18 protein-coding genes, 1 pseudogene and 1 riboswitch are annotated in these 17,865 nt (G+C 28.3%); of the genes and pseudogenes, 14 read left to right on the top strand and 5 right to left on the bottom strand.

What is annotated here, in order from left to right; genetic code table 11:
- The first annotated feature begins 1 nt into the window (after position 1).
- The 12 genes and pseudogenes from GXM21_RS08360 to GXM21_RS08305 all read left to right on the top strand — a co-directional run bounded on the left by GXM21_RS08360 (position 2) and on the right by GXM21_RS08305 (position 13,264).
- Positions 2-1,045, top strand: a complete 1,044-nt coding sequence (locus GXM21_RS08360) for a FecCD family ABC transporter permease (RefSeq protein WP_008537426.1) — start codon at positions 2-4, stop codon at positions 1,043-1,045.
- A complete protein-coding gene (locus GXM21_RS08355) occupies positions 1,046-1,846 on the top strand; it encodes an ABC transporter ATP-binding protein (RefSeq protein WP_117898857.1) in 801 nt (266 codons plus the stop codon).
- 84 nt (positions 1,847-1,930) lie between these two features.
- Positions 1,931-2,102: riboswitch (cobalamin riboswitch) on the top strand.
- 213 nt (positions 2,103-2,315) lie between these two features.
- On the top strand, positions 2,316-2,717 hold the full coding sequence (locus tag GXM21_RS08350) for a hypothetical protein (RefSeq protein ID WP_008537429.1): 402 nt from the start codon (positions 2,316-2,318) through the stop codon (positions 2,715-2,717).
- Positions 2,718-2,746: 29 nt separating this feature from the next.
- The gene (locus tag GXM21_RS08345; RefSeq protein WP_008537430.1) at positions 2,747-5,044 is read left to right on the top strand and encodes a TonB-dependent receptor; all 2,298 of its coding nucleotides are present in this window, start codon (positions 2,747-2,749) and stop codon (positions 5,042-5,044) included.
- 69 nt (positions 5,045-5,113) lie between these two features.
- Positions 5,114-6,181, top strand: a complete 1,068-nt coding sequence (locus GXM21_RS08340; RefSeq protein WP_008537431.1) for an ABC transporter substrate-binding protein — start codon at positions 5,114-5,116, stop codon at positions 6,179-6,181.
- A 1-nt stretch (position 6,182) separates the two neighbouring features.
- Positions 6,183-7,238: a FecCD family ABC transporter permease gene (locus GXM21_RS08335; protein WP_008537432.1), complete on the top strand. Its 1,056-nt coding sequence runs from the start codon at positions 6,183-6,185 to the stop codon at positions 7,236-7,238.
- A complete protein-coding gene (locus GXM21_RS08330) occupies positions 7,239-8,009 on the top strand; it encodes an ABC transporter ATP-binding protein (RefSeq protein WP_008537433.1) in 771 nt (256 codons plus the stop codon).
- A gap of 31 nt (positions 8,010-8,040) precedes the next feature.
- Complete coding sequence (locus GXM21_RS08325) at positions 8,041-8,400, top strand: CGGC domain-containing protein (RefSeq protein WP_008537434.1); 360 nt, start codon at positions 8,041-8,043, stop codon at positions 8,398-8,400.
- Positions 8,401-8,418: 18 nt separating this feature from the next.
- Complete coding sequence (locus tag GXM21_RS08320) at positions 8,419-10,665, top strand: TonB-dependent receptor (RefSeq protein ID WP_008537435.1); 2,247 nt, start codon at positions 8,419-8,421, stop codon at positions 10,663-10,665.
- A 79-nt stretch (positions 10,666-10,744) separates the two neighbouring features.
- Positions 10,745-11,563: a 4Fe-4S binding protein gene (locus tag GXM21_RS08315; RefSeq protein WP_008537436.1), complete on the top strand. Its 819-nt coding sequence runs from the start codon at positions 10,745-10,747 to the stop codon at positions 11,561-11,563.
- Positions 11,564-11,752: 189 nt separating this feature from the next.
- Positions 11,753-12,256 (top strand): hypothetical protein, encoded by a 504-nt coding sequence (locus GXM21_RS08310; protein ID WP_008537438.1) that lies wholly within the window; start codon positions 11,753-11,755, stop codon positions 12,254-12,256.
- Between the two features lie 137 nt (positions 12,257-12,393).
- Positions 12,394-13,264 (top strand): annotated as a pseudogene (locus GXM21_RS08305) (IS30 family transposase).
- A gap of 80 nt (positions 13,265-13,344) precedes the next feature.
- Here GXM21_RS08305 and GXM21_RS08300 read toward each other — a convergent pair.
- The 5 genes from GXM21_RS08300 to GXM21_RS08280 form a co-directional block, all read right to left on the bottom strand.
- Positions 13,345-14,040, bottom strand: coding sequence for an LrgB family protein (locus GXM21_RS08300; RefSeq protein WP_008537444.1), 696 nt, complete (start codon positions 14,038-14,040; stop codon positions 13,345-13,347).
- Positions 14,041-14,044: 4 nt separating this feature from the next.
- On the bottom strand, positions 14,045-14,410 hold the full coding sequence (locus tag GXM21_RS08295; RefSeq protein WP_008537445.1) for a CidA/LrgA family protein: 366 nt from the start codon (positions 14,408-14,410) through the stop codon (positions 14,045-14,047).
- The gene (locus GXM21_RS08290; protein WP_008537446.1) at positions 14,411-15,088 is read right to left on the bottom strand and encodes a FadR/GntR family transcriptional regulator; all 678 of its coding nucleotides are present in this window, start codon (positions 15,086-15,088) and stop codon (positions 14,411-14,413) included.
- Positions 15,089-15,260: 172 nt separating this feature from the next.
- Complete coding sequence (locus tag GXM21_RS08285; protein WP_008537447.1) at positions 15,261-15,848, bottom strand: hypothetical protein; 588 nt, start codon at positions 15,846-15,848, stop codon at positions 15,261-15,263.
- Between the two features lie 35 nt (positions 15,849-15,883).
- Positions 15,884-16,543: a Crp/Fnr family transcriptional regulator gene (locus tag GXM21_RS08280; protein WP_008537448.1), complete on the bottom strand. Its 660-nt coding sequence runs from the start codon at positions 16,541-16,543 to the stop codon at positions 15,884-15,886.
- Between the two features lie 141 nt (positions 16,544-16,684).
- On the opposite strand from GXM21_RS08280, the gene GXM21_RS08275 reads away from it, so the two are divergent.
- A complete protein-coding gene (locus tag GXM21_RS08275; RefSeq protein WP_008537449.1) occupies positions 16,685-16,918 on the top strand; it encodes an LSm family protein in 234 nt (77 codons plus the stop codon).
- A 94-nt stretch (positions 16,919-17,012) separates the two neighbouring features.
- Positions 17,013-17,858, top strand: coding sequence for an aminotransferase class IV (locus tag GXM21_RS08270; RefSeq protein WP_008537451.1), 846 nt, complete (start codon positions 17,013-17,015; stop codon positions 17,856-17,858).
- Positions 17,859-17,865: the final 7 nt, after the last annotated feature.

The raw sequence follows: 17,865 nt of genomic DNA, 5'->3' as shown, positions 1-17,865 counted from the left end.
TATGTTAAAAATAAGAAATGGAATATTTTTTTGTGGATTAATGTTAATATTATTATTAATTAGTATATGGGCTATTAGTATTGGTACTGTACAGTTAAATTTGATAGATATTCAAAAAGCACTGATGTATATTTTTAATCCTAATTTTTCATTAACTGAAAGTGGACATGGAATAGAAAATGATATTATTTGGTTAATTAGAATACCACGAATATTATTGGTAATATTAGCTGGGGCTGGTTTAGCTATCAGCGGTGTAGTTATGCAGGCTATTGTACAAAATCCATTAGCAGATCCGTATATTTTAGGTGTATCATCAGGTGCTTCCCTTGGTGCTACGATAGCTATTTTTTTCAATGTAGGTATTTATTGGGGAAGTAATTTTGTGGGAATTATGGCATTTTTGGGTGCGTTAATGATTTCAGCATTAGTCTTATTTGTAGCTAATTTAGGTGGACGGACTAATTCCATGAAATTATTATTGTCAGGAATATCTTTAAGCGCTGTTTGTAGCGCTTTTTCTAGTTTTATAGTGTATTTTGCTGACGATAAAGATGGTATAAAAACTGTGATTTATTGGATGATGGGAAGCTTTGCAGGTACACGTTGGGAAAATTTATATGTAGTAGCTCCAGTAGTAATTATATTAATAGTATTTTTTTATACACAAAGTAAAATTTTAAATTTGATGTTATTAGGTGATGAAACAGCAATTACTTTAGGAACAGATTTGGCAAAATATAGATATGTTTTTTTATTAGGTAGTGCTTTATTAGTAGCTATGGTAGTTTTTTCAGCAGGAATGATTGGCTTTGTAGGATTAATAGTGCCACATATAGTACGTATGTTGATTGGCACAGAACATAGAATTTTATTGCCTTTTTGTGCAATAACTGGAGCGATTTTTTTATTAATAGCAGATAGTTTATGTAGAACATTATTACCAGCTACAGAAATTCCTATAGGTATTTTGATTTCTTTGATAGGAGCTCCTTGTTTTGTTTATTTAATGATAAAGAAGACATATGGTTTTGGAGGTAATTAAATGGAAATAATAAGTGAACAAGTAAAAAAGTTTATTGGGAATAAAGAAATTTTAAAGGGTATAAACATAGATGTAAAAAATAAAGAGTTTTTAGGAATAATAGGTCCAAATGGTAGTGGAAAATCTACTTTTTTAAAATGTATTTACCGTATATTGAAACCTAGTGAAGGCAAAATTTTATTTAATGGAAAAAATATAGATGAATTGTCTTTTCGTCAGACAGCATTAGATTTAGCTGTAGTAGCTCAACATAATTTTTATAATTTTGACTTTAAAGTTTTAGATGTAGTATTAATGGGTCGTTCTCCACATAAAAAAATTTTAGAAAGAGATAATGAAATTGATTATAAAATAGCTAGAAATGCTTTAGAAAAAGTAGGATTAAAAGATTTTGTTGAAAGAAATTTTACTACTTTATCTGGAGGAGAGCAACAACGTGTAATTTTAGCTAGAGCTTTAACTCAAGAAACAGAGTGTTTAGTTTTGGATGAGCCAACAAATCATTTGGATATAAAATATCAATTACAAATAATGGATATTGTAAAAAGTCTAAATTTAACAGTAATAGCAGCTATTCATGATTTGAATATAGCATCTATGTATTGTGATAGATTGATTGCACTAAAAAATGGCAAAATTGTAGGCGAAGGAAGTCCTAAAAAATTGTTAACAGAAAATTTTATTAAAGATATATATGAAGTAGAAACAAAAGTAGAAATGTTAAATAATGGTAGTATTAATATTAGATATTTACCTAATCATTGGCAGGAAAATTTATTGATGGATTATAATAAAAATTAAAATTGGATTAAATTTTTATTGACATTAACTATATTATCATTTATAATGCAAAATTGTAATAGATAAATACAATCTATGAAAAGATAAATATAGATAAAGTTAGGTGTAGCAATACTTAATAGAGAAACAGGTGTGAAACCTGTGCTATCCCGTAGCTGTAATGTGGAGCGAGTCTTAAATATGTCACTGGGAAACTGGGAAGGCAAGATGAGCGGTGAAGCAGAGCCAGAAGAACTGCCTAATTTTAGTAGCCAATAAAAGTTACTGCGAGAGACGGTATGGTGAAGAATATGTATAACTATACCTTTTTGCATACAGCAAAAAGGTATTTTTTACTTATAAATAAAACCTTTCTGTATTTTAAGCAGAAAGGTTTTTTATTTGGTTCGTTATTAAATATTAGAATATTTTTGATGATAATATTTGATAAAGCACCATAATAATTAATTAAATAGAGAGGAGGATATTTTTGAAAAGACAAGTATGTATTATTTTTTTATTATTGATAATGATTTTTCCAACAGTTAGTTTTGCAGCAGAAACTTCATCAGATACTATGATTTTAGAATGGAAAACTTATAAAGTATGGAAAGATGGAGAAAATTTATGTATGAGTGGAGAATTTGAGAATTTACGAAATGATTTGAAAATTACTAGATTAAATAATTTCACAGCTATTATTACATTTATGAATAATGATGGAACTTCTTATCAATATATAGGACAACCAGAAAAAATGCCTATGTGCAAGATAGCACCAAATAGTAAAAAAAGAATTACTTTTAATTTAGGTAAATTTGATGGTAATTGGACTGATTGGAATGTAGATGCTATTTATAATTTTTCTTATATAAATGGAGTAAATTTTTGAAATATTAATTAAGAAAGTCAGGTTTAAAAATGAGATTAAAAAAACAATATCTAGTAGCTGCTGTAATTCTTGGTATTATGAATTGGACAACATATTCCGAAGCGGCATTTGATGAAAATTTAAATGAATATACTTTAGATGCTGTAGTAGTAGAAGCGGATGCTACAAAAGATCAATTTGGTAATACTATTACAGAACAGTCTTATTATCGTACAGGTGGAGATGTAAAAGTAATTACTCGTGAAGAAATTGAAAAACGTCATTATCAAGATTTGACAGATGCTATTAAACGTATACCTGGTGTGACTTTTCAAAACCCTGGATATAGGGGCGGAGAATATGGCTATGCACCATATAATAATAGTTTATCAATTAATGGTGATTCTCGTGTAGTTGTTTTAGTGGATGGTCGTCGTGTTGATAATGCTACTAGTACTCGTTTTGGTAGTTCTAATGCTAGTGGGACTAGAACGATGGTTGATTTAAATCAAGTAGTAAATATTAATAATGTAGAAAAAATTGAAGTAATTAAAGGTCCTGGCGCTTCAGTTTATGGAGCTGATGCTACAGGTGGAGTAATTAATATTATTACTCGTAAAGGAGCAGATGAAAATCAAGGAACTATTGATCTTTCTACTGGTTCATGGAAAAAACATAATTATAATGTAACTTATTCTGGTTCTGCTGGTGATGATAAATCATGGAAATATTTTATATCATTGGATCGTGAAATGTCTGGCGATACAAAATATAAAGATGGTCTTACTGGGGGAAATTATACTTATAGGGGTACAGAATTTAAAGAAGAAGGCGCTAATATACGCATAGATAAAGATTTTAGTGATACAGAAAACCTACGTATTTGGTATAATCATAGAAATGGCAAAGATGGCTATCCAATTACTGCGCCGGATTATCGTTTTTGGAATGAAACAGAATGGAATAGAATTATTCAAGATACCGAAGATGGTAAATTTGGTAATACTACGAATCCAGGTTATAGAAATTTATTTGTATTAGATGCTTTGAGTGGTTCATATAATGCTTTTCGTAATAATGATATTGATATTACATATACATTTGATAAAGAAAATGGTATGGAAAGCTTTATTCGTTTTTATGATCAAGATCATCATTATTGGGGTGTTGATAGATATCCAGATTGGGTAGCAGATGATGGTAGTTTTGTGCCATTTCCAGGCTCTCCTGCTTGGGATGATTTTATAAATAATTATCAATTTAGTAAAACAGGTCCTACTACTTTATATAATGAAAAAAATCAGGGATTACAGCTTCAATATGGTAAATCTATAGATAATAATGATTTATTATTTGGCTTAACTTATGACAAAGCTAAAACTTATACTAAAAGTTTAAATAGAAAAGATAATACGTGGAAAACTACACATGTAGAAAGAGATAGCATTTTAGGATTTGTGCAAGATAAAATACATTTATCTGATAAATGGGATATAACACCAGCTATTCGTTATTCTAATTATAGTACTTTTGATAAAACAAATGATGCTGGTACAGTATCTCAAGGTAATACTTCATCAATAATTTTTACACCAACAATTAATACACAATATGCTTTTGATGATACAACTAGTGCATATTTAGGATGGGCAAGTGTATATAGACCAATAAAATCAGCAGATTATGGAAAAGATACACCAAATGGAGCTCCTTTAAAAGATGAAGAAGGAGATGTATGGACGTTTGGTGTACGCAAAGATATTGATGATAAAACGAGTGTAGCACTTCATTATGATTGGACTGATATGGATAATGCTATTACTAATTATTCTGTATGGTCTGACGTTGACAAAGATTTTGTGAATAAAAATGTTAATGCACAAGAAACTAAAAAGTCTATTAATTTAACAATGGACCATCAATTTGATGATCATTGGAATTTGAGCTTAGCATATAGTCATATGAAAGATGAGTGGAAAGCAAAAGACGGTATGCAGTTTGACCCAGATATTAATTTAGATGATAATTCTAATGTTAATACAATGATAAATGCTTTACGTCCGGCGAATCATTATATTGCTAACTTATCTTATGAAAATGGTAAATGGTATACAGGTTTATTAGCTAATTATTATACTGGTATGGATACAACAGCATTTACAGATAAGCATTTCTTTGTACTTGATTGGAACTTAAATTATGAAATTAATGATGATACAACAGCATATGTAACTATTACTAACTTAACTAATGAAGCATATGAAAATGCTTATAGTGCATATAATGGAATTGGCGCAGCACCACAACCTGGTCGTTGTTATATGGTAGGTATGAGATATAAATTTTAATTAAGTTTAATATAAGAAGAGTATAAAGTACACATTTAGTGTACTTTATACTTTTCTATAGAGGTTTTTATGAAAAATATTATATTTATAAATTTAATGGTATTGTTGATAATATTATCAGGTTGTAGTCCTGTTATAAAAGAAAATGCAGATACTATACAGTTGTGGGAACAAAAAAAGTCTCAGTTAAATATATCATATAATGAAAATAATTATCCAATAAAAATAAAAAATATAAACTCTAAAAATGAAGAATTTGAATTAACATATAAAAAACCACCTCAAAAAGTAGTCGCTTTTTGGCAAAACTCTGTAGAAACATTAATTGCTTTGGGTGTTGGTGATAGAATTGTGGCAGGAACAGGTATTCCTGACAAGAAATATCTTCGACCTGAATATCGAGAAGAATATAGTAAAATCCCTTATACTGGATTACAAAATTTAGATATAGAAACTATAACAATGTTAGAGCCAGATTTTATTTTAGGTTGGTATTCTACTTTTGCACCAAAAGTGGCAGGAACTACAGATTATTGGAATAGTAGAACTGTAAATACATATATAGCTAAATCATCTGCTCCAACAAAATCTATAAATGATAATATATTAATAAAACCTAAACATAGTTTAGATGAAGAATATCAATATATTTTAGATTTGGGTAAGATATTTGATCGTAAAGATAGAGCTAATGAATTAGTTGGACAGATGAAAAAAGAAATATCTTTTGTTACAGAGCATACTAAAAATATAAATAAAAAACCTAGAGCAATTATTATTGAGTTTTTAGGAAAAGATATTTCTGTATATGGAGAACAAACTTTAGCTGGTGATATTTTACAACGAGTTAATGGTGAATTATTGGAACCTAATGTAGAGCGTTTTAGTTTTGAACAGTTAATTGATTTAGATCCAGATGTAATTTTTATCGTTATTACTGAACAGCACTATGGTGACGAACGTATGTATTTAGATAGAATTTATCAAAATAAGGCTTTACAAGGATTAAAAGCTGTAAAAAATAAAAGAATATATCCTGTACCTCTTTATGCAATATATAGTCCTGGTATTAGAGCATATGATGGTATAAGAATAATGGCACAAGGTTTATATCCAGAATTATATAAGGAGAAGTAAAATGCAAGAATTTTTTCGAAAAACAGATTATCTATTTATTTGTTTGTTGTTGATAATTATTTTGATTATGATATTATTTTGGGCTTTAAGTATAGGAACAGTAAAATTACCATTAGAAAAAATATATTTCACTATTATAGAACAATTACAAAGTGGTACAAGTATAGAAACTATAGGAAAAGGACCTGTGCATGATATTATTTGGTTATTGCGTTTACCACGACTAGTTTTAGCTGCAATAGTTGGAGCTGGTTTAGCCGTATGTGGTGTTATTATGCAAGCTATTGTAAAAAATCCTTTAGCTGATCCATATATTTTAGGTATTTCTTCAGGAGCTTCTTTAGGAGCTACAGCAGCTATTTTACTAGGTATTGGTGTTGCTTTGGGTGAAAATTTTGTAGGGATATCTGCTTTTATTGGAGCATTTACTATTTCATTAGGTGTGGTATTTATTGCTAATCTTGGTGGAAAGGCTAATTCGATAAAATTATTATTAGCTGGTATGGCATTAAGTGCAGTATGTAGTGCTTTTTCTAGTTTTATTGTGTATTTTGCTAATAATAAAGAAGGAATGCAATCTATTGCTTTTTGGTTAATGGGTAGTTTATCTGGTGCTAAGTGGGATAGTATTTTTATAATTGCACCAATAGTAATGATATCTATCTTATTTTTTTGGACACAGAGTCGCATTTTAAATTTAATGCTTTTAGGTGATGAAGTAGCTATAACATTGGGACGGGATTTGCATATATATCGTCAGGTATATTTATTGGTTAGCTCTTTAATTGTAGGATTTGTAGTTTATGCTGCTGGAATGATTGGATTTGTAGGTTTAATTATTCCTCATATAATAAGGATGTTAGTCGGTACTGATCATAAAAAATTAGTACCTATATCGGCTTTAGCAGGAGCAATATTTCTTGTTTTAGCTGATGGATTATGTAGAATTATTATTCCAAAAACTGAATTACCAATAGGAATTTTGATTTCTTTGATAGGTGCTCCTTGTTTTGTTTATTTAATGATAAAGAAGACATATGGTTTTGGAGGTAATTAAATGGAAATAATAAGTGAACAAGTAAAAAAGTTTATTGGGAATAAAGAAATTTTAAAGGGTATAAACATAGATGTAAAAAATAAAGAGTTTTTAGGAATAATAGGTCCAAATGGTAGTGGAAAATCTACTTTTTTAAAATGTATTTACCGTATATTGAAACCTAGTGAAGGCAAAATTTTATTTAATGGAAAAAATATAGATGAATTGTCTTTTCGTCAGACAGCATTAGATTTAGCTGTAGTAGCTCAACATAATTTTTATAATTTTGATTTTAAAGTTTTAGATGTAGTATTAATGGGTCGTTCTCCACATAAAAAAATTTTAGAAAGAGATAATGAAATTGATTATAAAATAGCTAGAAATGCTTTAGAAAAAGTAGGATTAAAAGATTTTGTTGAAAGAAATTTTACTACTTTATCTGGAGGAGAGCAACAACGTGTAATTTTAGCTAGAGCTTTAACTCAAGAAACAGAGTGTTTAGTTTTGGATGAGCCAACAAATCATTTGGATATTAAATATCAATTACAAATCATGGATATTGTAAAGAGTTTAAATTTAACAGTTATAGCAGCTATTCATGATTTAAATATTGCTGCTATGTATTGTGATCGTTTAGTAGCTTTAAAAGATGGACAAATTGTAGGTGCAGGAAAACCAAAAGACTTATTAACTGAAAAATTTATTAAAGATTTATATGAAGTTGATACCAAAATAGAGGCTTTACCTAATGACAATATAAATATACGTTTTTTACCAAAACATTTTAAATAAACAATTTAAATATTTTAAAGAGGTTATGTATATGAAAAATATCGCTATTTTAACATGTTTAAAAGCCAATGATGTATGCACAGGTGCTAGTTGTTTAGATGCTTTTTATAACAAAAAGGGATTTTTTACTCAATATACCAATGATGATACAAAATTAGTTGCTTTTTGGACTTGTAATGGTTGTGATGAAGTTTTATTAAATAACCAAGAAGGTTTATTAGAAAAATTAGAAAGAATATTGTCTGTAAAAACAGATATTGTCCATGTAGGCATTTGTACAGAAATAATAGATGAACAAACGCATAAAAAAGTTCTTTGTCCTAAAATACAAGAAATTGTCGACTTTCTGCAAAAAAATAATATTAAAGTTGTTTTTGGTACACATAAATAATATTTAGGAGGAAAAATTTTGTATAATATTAAACAAAAATTATTAGTAACTAGTTTAGTTTGTGGTAGTGTAATTTTAAATAGTAATTTTGCAATGGCTCAAGAAACAGAACAAGTACCTACTTTTCAATTACAAGAAATGGTAGTTACTGCTACTAAAACATTAAAAGAATTAAAAGAAACCCCAGCGAGTGTAGATGTAGTAACAGCACAAGATATTCAAGAAAGAAATGTAAAATCTGTACCTGAGGCATTACAACAATTGCCAGGTGTATATATGAGCCAAGTAGCTCAAGGTGGTATTCAAATTAGAGGTTTTGAGTCAGATAATATTTTAATTTTATTAGATGGAATGCCAATGAATACCACTTATAATAACAATATGGAATGGGAAATGCTCCCAGTTGAAAATATTGAACGTATCGAAGTGGTAAAAGGTGCTGGTTCATCATTATATGGTGGTAGAGCTGTAGGTGCTGTAGTAAATATTATTACAAAAGATCAAACTATGGCTAAAGGTGAATCTAAAATCAATGCTGTTTTAGATTATGGTAGTAACAATACATGGAAAAAAGCTGTATATGCTAATATGCAAGTAGATGAAAAATTATCTGTAGGTTTAGGCTATGAAAATCGTAAATCTGATGGATTTAAAGGCTATTATTATACAGGAAATGCCAAAAAAGGTACAGCAAATATAAAACCAGATAATATCCCACCACAATTAAGTACGGGCAAGTATTTGTTAGGTGGTCGTGGAGAAAAACAATGGGAAAACGAAAATATTTCTGCACATATAAAATATGATTTTGATGAAGATAAATCTTTAAAATATAATTATATTCATACAGAAAGTGAATATAGCTATAAAAATCCATTTTCTACAATAACTGTAAATGGAAAACCTATTTTTGGTGAAAAAGTAGATATTGGCAATGGTTTGATTTTATCGCCAAGTATTTCTAGTTATCTTGGTTATGACGGCAAAAAAGAATCTGATTTACATGTATTAAATTATGTAGATGAGGCCAATAAATTTAGTGCTAATTTTGGTTATTTAGATATGAAAAAAAATGGATATAGTAATGCAAGTGGGGCTAAAAATATTAATTGGAATGGAGAAGGTACTGACTCATATTATCCAGGAAAAACATATAATTTTGATTTTCAAAAAGTATGGGAAGATATCGGTAAACATAATATTTTAGTTGGTGGTAGCTATAAACAAGAAAGCTTTGACCAAGATAGAATTTATTTAAATAATTGGCGTGACCATGGTTCTGTAAATACCAATTGGGGTAATAATGGTTTATATGAAAAACATGGTGGTAAAGCTAAAAATATAGCTTTATTTATTCAAGATGAATATCAAATAAGCGATCCATTAACTATGTATTTAGGTGTAAGATGGGATCATTTTGAAAAAACAGATGGTTACAGTATCTATTACGATAAAAAAACAGGTGCGGTAACACGAAGTTTAAATTATGATTCAGCAACATATGATGAAATTAGTCCTAAAATTTCTTTAAATTATCAAGCTGATGAAGATACTAATTATTATGTATCATATGGCCATTCTTTTAATCCACCACCATTATATCAAGTATACCGTGATGGTGGTGGTGATATGGGCGGTGTTATAGCTAATCCAGATCTTGATCCAGAGACATCAAATACATTTGAAATCGGAATGAAAAAACAATTATCAGAAAGAACTAATATAGGTTTGTCCTTGTATCAAGTAAAAACAGATGATAAAATTTTATATACAACACATTATAAACCTGGTACTAATAAAGCAGAATATAAACAATATGAAAATTATGGTACAGAAAAACGTCGTGGAATAGAATTTGAAGCAAATCATCAATTTGATGATAATTGGTCTGCATATTTTAACTATGCTTGGCAATCTGGTAAAGTAGAACAAAGTAAAGTTGCAGGTACTAATTTAAAAGATGTAAATAGTAATGATTATGGTATTCCAAAACATTTGATGCACGCAGGATTTAATTACAAACAAGATAAGTGGAACGCACTTCTTGATTGTCAATACGTTAGTGCAAGACAAGCACCTGATGATGTAACTGGTGAATATGGTGCAGAAGATCCATATTTTATTGTAAATACTGCTATAAATTATCAGCTTTCTGATTCAACAAGTGTACAATTTGCTATCAATAATATTTTTGATAGAGAATTTTATTCTAGTGAAGCTACATCAGGTCGCACATATAGTGTAGGTGTACGTTATAATTTCTAATTAAAAATAAGTAATTAATTATTAATAAGGATAGGGTGATTTTTGCTCTATCCTTAATTTATCTAGAAAGAGAGTTTGTATGTATTTTCAAATAAAACGAATTATTGGATATATGCTAGGTTTTATATTGTTTTATGCACCTGGAGCATTATTTACTAAGGCTATATTTTATCTTTTTGGTCGAGATATCAATGAGATATCTATTCATAGTAGTTGTTTTCGTATTCAAATTGAGCATTTATTAGATGGAAAATTCTTTGCTATGGATATTGCTTTTGTCTCTTTTTTAGTGGTTTTGGGGATAATATCTTTCTTTAAAGGTGCTATTTTTTGTGGGAAACTTTGTCCAGCAGGTGCAAGTACTGAATATTTAAGTCGTTTAATACCTACGAAATACAAAATTAATTGGAGTAAATATGTAGATATAACACCTATTCGCTATGGTATGCTTACAGGTTATATGATTTTGCCATTTTTTGGCGGATTATTAGCATGTAACTATTGTAATTTTTATTTATTTGATTTATTCACTAATTATTTTATTTGGGGTTATTTTATCTCGTTAACATCAACTTTGATAATTACTACTTTTGTATGGGTAATTATTTTGGGATTATTTACCCAAGGTGGTAGAGGATATTGCAATTTTTTATGTCCTGTAGGAGCAGTGCAAAATCTAATTCATGCTCTAGGTTGTAAATTTGATTTTGTATCAAGGATTAATATTGATAAAACAAAATGTATTGGTTGTCAAAAATGTAGTAAAGTTTGTCCTATGGAATCAATAAAAATTGTACAAAACAAAGCCCAAACGAATGTATATAATTGTATTATTTGTGAAGAATGTGTGTATAATTGCCCTGTAAAAGCTGTTTCTTATGGAAAGAGAGAAAAATAAATATGAAAAATAAAATTATTACTTTCTTTATTTCTTTAGGTATACCTATATCTTCACTAGGTATGGCAAATAATTGCACTGGTTTTTGTGGGAATTGTCAATTAAATTGTATGCCCGGAGTAATAGCTATAATTATACTAGGCAGTAAATGTATATTAAAAAAGATTAAAGAGAAATGGCGAAATAAGTATGAACAAATTTAATCGAAAAATTATAAGTATAGTCTTAGTGATTTTAACTATATTAGCAATGTTTATGCTAGAGAAATTCACTGATGAAAATAAATCAGATAAAGTTTATCAAAAAATAGATTTAACACAAAATTATATTACAGATTGTACAATTGATATTAATAATATGGGAATAGTAAAATATTACATTGAACCTAATATAGTTAGTGTATATTTACGTATAAAAGTAGATAAAAATGCAAGAAATCTTTCATATACAACTGAAAAGTTAGATGTAATAGTATCTCAAGGTACTAAAAAAGGAATTTGGCCAAAATTAAATCCAGAAGATGAGCTTGAAAAAAATAAAAAGAATATTATACCTTTGAATTTAGAATTAAGATTACCAAATGAAGATATTCATCAATATAATATTTCTCAAGGAAAAGTAAAAATTATTGATAAACAAAAAGTAATCGGTGAAATAAATATAAATATAATAAATTCAAAATATAAAAATTAACTAAAAATATAAGTATACAATATTTAAATGATGGATTGTATAATGAAGTGCGACACCTAAAAAAATAAAAAACTCATTATGAATTTTCATGTAAAATAAAGTTACCACACCAAACCTACACGAAAGGAAAATTCATAATGAGCTATCATCATCTTACCATATCTGAACGTATTCGTATAGAGGTTCTTTCTATCTTAGGTTACTCTACTCGTTTTATTGCTAAATTTTTACATCGTCATCATTCTACTATTGCTCGAGAACTTTCTCGTAATAAATTTGAAAATAATTATTGCTCTACATCTGCCTACAATAACTATCTTAAACGTCGTAAAAATTCTTCTCACTCTAGTAAATATAATGATGTTTTTTCTAATCTTATTTCTGAAAAATTACATGAAAATTGGTCTCCAGAACAGATTTCTAATGCACTTTTAAATGATAAACTTTCCTTTAAAACTATTTATAACTGGATTTATATTGGTAAATTAAAAGGTATTTCACTATTACAACTAGACCAAAAATGTAAAAAGTAGAAAAACTTTTGGACATTGGGAGTTAGATATCATAGTATCTAGTAGAGGAAAATCTAAGGCTTGTTTAGCAACATTTGTAGAAAGAAAAACAAGATTTTATGTGGCAATAAAAATAAAAGATAGAACAGCCCCATCTATGCTAAAAGCAATAAAAAAGTTAGTGAAAGTACTACCCAAAAAGGCATTAAAAACATTTACAACAGATAGAGGAAAAGAATTTGCATGTTACAAAGAAGTAGAAAAATTAAATATAAAAGTATATTTTGCAGATGCTTATGCAGCATGGCAAAGAGGTAGTAACGAAAATTCAAATGGGTTATTAAGAGAATATTATCCAAAGAAAACAGATTTAGGAAAAATATCTAATGATGATTTAATAAAAAAATTAATATTATTAAATAGTAGACCAAGAAAATGTTTAAATTGGGATAATCCATTTAATTTATTTTTAAAAGAAGTGTCGCACTTGGATTGACAATTCATCATATAGAAAAAATAACACCTTAAAAGATTATTTTAAGGTGTTATTTTTTGTTTTATTATAAATTTTAAAATTTATAATAAAGTTGCGTAGAATGAAACAGCAATTACAGTAACAATACCAGCTACGGCAATAGTTAAGCTACTGATAGCAGCTTCAATAGGGCCCATTTCAATTGCTTTTGCAGTTCCCATAGCATGAGCAGATGAACCGATTGCTACACCTTTAGCTACAGGTTCATAAATTTTAAATACTTTGCAGATATATTCAGCAGTCATATTGCCGAATACACCAGTGATGATGATAACAGCAATAGTGATAGTAACGATACCACCTAATTCTTCAGATATACCAATACCTATAGCAGTTGTGATAGATTTTGGTAAAAGTGTTACATATTCTGTGTGACTAAAGCTAAATAAAATAGATAAAGCTAAAATACAACTCATACTAGTGATTACACCAGAAATGATACCAGCCATGATAGCTTTTACGTTTTTTTTCAATTCTTCTAGTTGTTCATATAAAGGAACAGCAAGACAGATTGTAGCTGGTGTTAATAAATAACCTAAATATTTAGCGCCTCGATTATATTCTTCATAATCAATATCGAAGGTTACTAAAAAAATGATTATAAGACCTATTGCTATTAACAAAGGATTGAAAATGGCAATTTTTAATTTACGTTTTATGCGCAAACCTATTTCATAGGCTAATAAGCTAATAATCAAACCAAATAAAGCTGAATTAAAGATAAGATCCTGTAACATTTAATTAGCAAGCTCCTTTTTTCTTCTTACTAGATACAATAATAAATTGTGTTATATGACCAGAAATAACCATTACAATAACAGTAGTTAAGCTTACTACTAAGGTCAAAGGAATTAATAAATCACGAATTACATTCCATGCATTTAAAAGTCCAACAGCAGCAGGAATGAACATGATAGGCATAGTTTCGATTAATAATTTACTAGCATCTTTGATAGCAGAGATATTTAGAATTTTGAATTTTAAAAGTAAAAGCATTAAAACTAAGCCATAAACACTAGAGGGAACAGGTAATGGAACGAGTTCCTTAAAAGTTTCAACGATAAAAGTTAAAGTTAAGATAATACCAAATTGTTCAAGTAATTTCACTTAAAGAACCGCCTTCCATTTTAATATTTCTTTATCAACTAAATCGTAATGGTGATTAATAGCTGCATAACCAGCTAATTCATTGCGATTGATGATGCAATTTAGAATTTCTTTGTGTGAATTGATAATTGTATTTTTGGTTTCAGCTGTAGCGCTGGAAAAAATATTATCAATTAATGTACAACATACGTTAGAAAGTGCATTCATCATGCTAATCATTAATTTGTTTTGAGAGATATGTAAAATAATATCATGAAATAATTTGTCATAGTGGCTTTCACGATGACATTGCTCCATTTTTGTTACTACTTTTTGTAGCAATTTTATTTCTCTATCAGTGCATTTTGTAAAAACATGGCGAAAACATTCTAAGGCAATGGCACGTCTGATTTGATTGATTTCAGTAAAATTAGATTGCTCTAAAAGTAACATGAAATTTATAGTGGCGGAGATATTGCCACTGATTTTATTAGATAAATAATTGCCAGAACCTTGACGGCTTTCAATAAAACCCATGCTTCCCATAATGCGAATTGCATCACGGATAGTATTGCGACTTAGAGAAAGTGTTTCAGATAATTTGCGTTCAGTAGGGAGTTTATCACCAACACTGAGATTACCAGAAATGATTAATTCCTTGATATATTCTAAAACTAAGATATAACCTCTATCTTCCAAATGTGTACCCCTATCTATTTAAATAATTGGTAGTACCAATTATTATACATTAAATTATATTGAAGTCAAGAGAAAAAATCGATAAAATCTGCATAAAAAAAGAAGTAACATATAGTTACTTCTTACAAACTTATTATTTAGTTGATTATATATTTAGTTTTTAATTTTTTAGTTAAGATTTTTGTTGAAGTCTGTTGATTTCGTTGAAAAGTGTATTATATTTTTGCGGAGATAGGCGTTTATTAAGTTTTTCTAGAAATATATCTAATTTATATTTATATTGAGCAAAATTTCTTAAATTGTTTTCATCTATAGATTTTATGGTGTTATGTGTTAATTTATAAATATTAATAAAAGCTGTTTGAATATCTGGGCTTAGGTGCTTGAATAAATCATGGCTTTTATCATTGATTAGAAAATCTATATCTTGTTGAAATCTCAATAATTCATGGCGAGCGCCTATCATTAAAATTTCATTGCATTTAAACATATTTTTTTTTAATAAACCGATATAAGTTTGAAAATCTCTATTTTTAGTGATGCCAGCTTGAAGAAGTGACATAGATGAGATTTTTTGATGATAATCTTGCATTCGTGCTATATAAAAAAGCACTTCTTCTATTTGATAATCGCTTAAACTTTGTTTTTTTTGATAATAAGCAAAGTCTTTTTTAGTAGCATAGATGATTATTTGATAATGTTTTTTTAGATTTTGGAAATTTTTTCTAAATTTTATAAGCCAACGTAAAGATTTAAACATGTGATTACTCCTAAATTTTAATCATTTAATAAAAATTATAATAAAGTAAAATTATTTTTGTGATAAGTAATTAGTTTATCTTTTTGCATGCGTGATAATTCAGCAGACATAGCACTTCTTTCAACAGAAAGAAAATCTGCAAGTTCTTGTCTATTGAAGGGAATGGTAAAAGAATTATTATTATTTTTTAAAGCTTCGCTAGATAGATAGGATAAGATTTTTTCACGAGTTGTTTTTTTGCTTAAATGGTCTATCTTTGTTGTTAATTGTATATTTTTTTTAGCTATGAGTAAAAGCATATTTTGAATAATTTTTGAATGAAAATTGCATGCAAATTGACAAGGTGAAGTTATTTTTTGATAGTTTAAAAACATAATTTCAGCTTTTTCAGCAGTTACAATGCTAAAACAATTATTGTTAATATTCGTGCAAACAAAACTTTCGCCAAATAAATCGCCTGTTGAAAGCGTAGTGAGAATTGTTCGATTGCCCCAATAATCTTCTTTGATGATATTTACTCTACCTTTTAAAATTATACCTACTTCAACGAGTGGTTCAGAGGCTTTGAGTATATAAGAATTTTTTTCATAAGTTTTTATGTTCATCAAAAGGCATTTGAACATATTGATTAAATCCTTTGTATCAATGCCAGAAAATAAAGCTGAGTTTTTGAGTATATCTAAATATTTTTGCATAAAACTACTCCTTTGTTGGAAAAACAACGTATATAATATTATACTAAATTATAAAATATTGTAAATAATTGTTTAATAGTTGATAATAAAGATGGTATAAGGTAAAATTATAATAATCAAAGTTTTAAGGAGCGATTGTGCATGTTTAATGAAGATTTTAAACAATACAAAGGTCACATTGTAAGAGTTATTTGTAATGATGGTAGAGAATATGTAGGAGAACCTACAATTTTTAGAGATCATGATGCTACATCTTTACCTGGTTCTGATTGTATTTCTTTTTATGAAAGCAATACATATCGTGTAGCAGATTTTTTCCGTGCTGAAATAAAAGATATTGTTGTTATTTGCAAACAAGAAGCGCAAGAAGCATAATTTAGTGAAATAAAAACCCGAAGAATTCTATTAATTTTGTGTATATATTTTAATAGTAATCTTCGGGTCTTTGTCTAATTAAAGGAGATTTTTTATGAAAACTTTAGGTTATTATAATGGAAAATATGATGAAATTGATAAAATAATGATACCTATGTCAGATCGTTCCCATTGGTTTGGCGATGGTGTATATGATGCCACTTGCGCTAGAAATTATAAAACCATGGCTATTGATGAACATGTTGATAGATTTTTTAATAGTGCTAGATTGTTAAATATCAATTTAGGTTTTACTAAAGAGTATTTAAAAGATTTATTGAATGAATTAGTACAAAAATTAGATGATGATGAACTGTTTGTATATTGGCAAGCTACTCGTGGCGGTAATGGGCTTAGAAGTCATAATTATGATAAAGAGCAAAAAGCTAATTTATGGATAACAATTTGCCCAGAAAAAATAACTGATAAAGATAGAGAATACAAATTGACTTCTATGGAAGATACAAGATTTTTGCATTGTAATATTAAGACTTTGAATTTAATTCCTAGTGTAGTAGCTTATCAACATGCTAAGGAAAATAATTGTGATGAAACTGTATTTCATCGCGGGGATATAGTTACAGAATGTGCTCATAGTAATGTGCATATAATCAAAGATAAGAAATTCATCACTCATCCTGCTGATGAATATATTTTACCTGGTATTGCTAGAGCGCATTTATTAAAAGCATGTAAAGCGTTGAATATTGAAGTAGAAGAAAGACCTTTTACAGTAGATGAATTAATCAATGCTGATGAAGTAATTGTAAGTAGTTCTGGTGATTTGTGTATTCGTGCTACAGAATTTGAAGGAAAAGCTGTAGGTAAAAAAGATAGTGATACTTTTGATAGATTGAAAGAGTATATTTATCAAGAATGGTTAGAATGTACTAAAAAATAAAATTGAA

It is taken from the genome of Megamonas funiformis (assembly GCF_010669225.1).
Classification (GTDB): Bacteria; Bacillota; Negativicutes; order Selenomonadales; family Selenomonadaceae; genus Megamonas; species Megamonas funiformis.
This window is presented reverse-complemented; position numbering and strand designations above follow the sequence as displayed.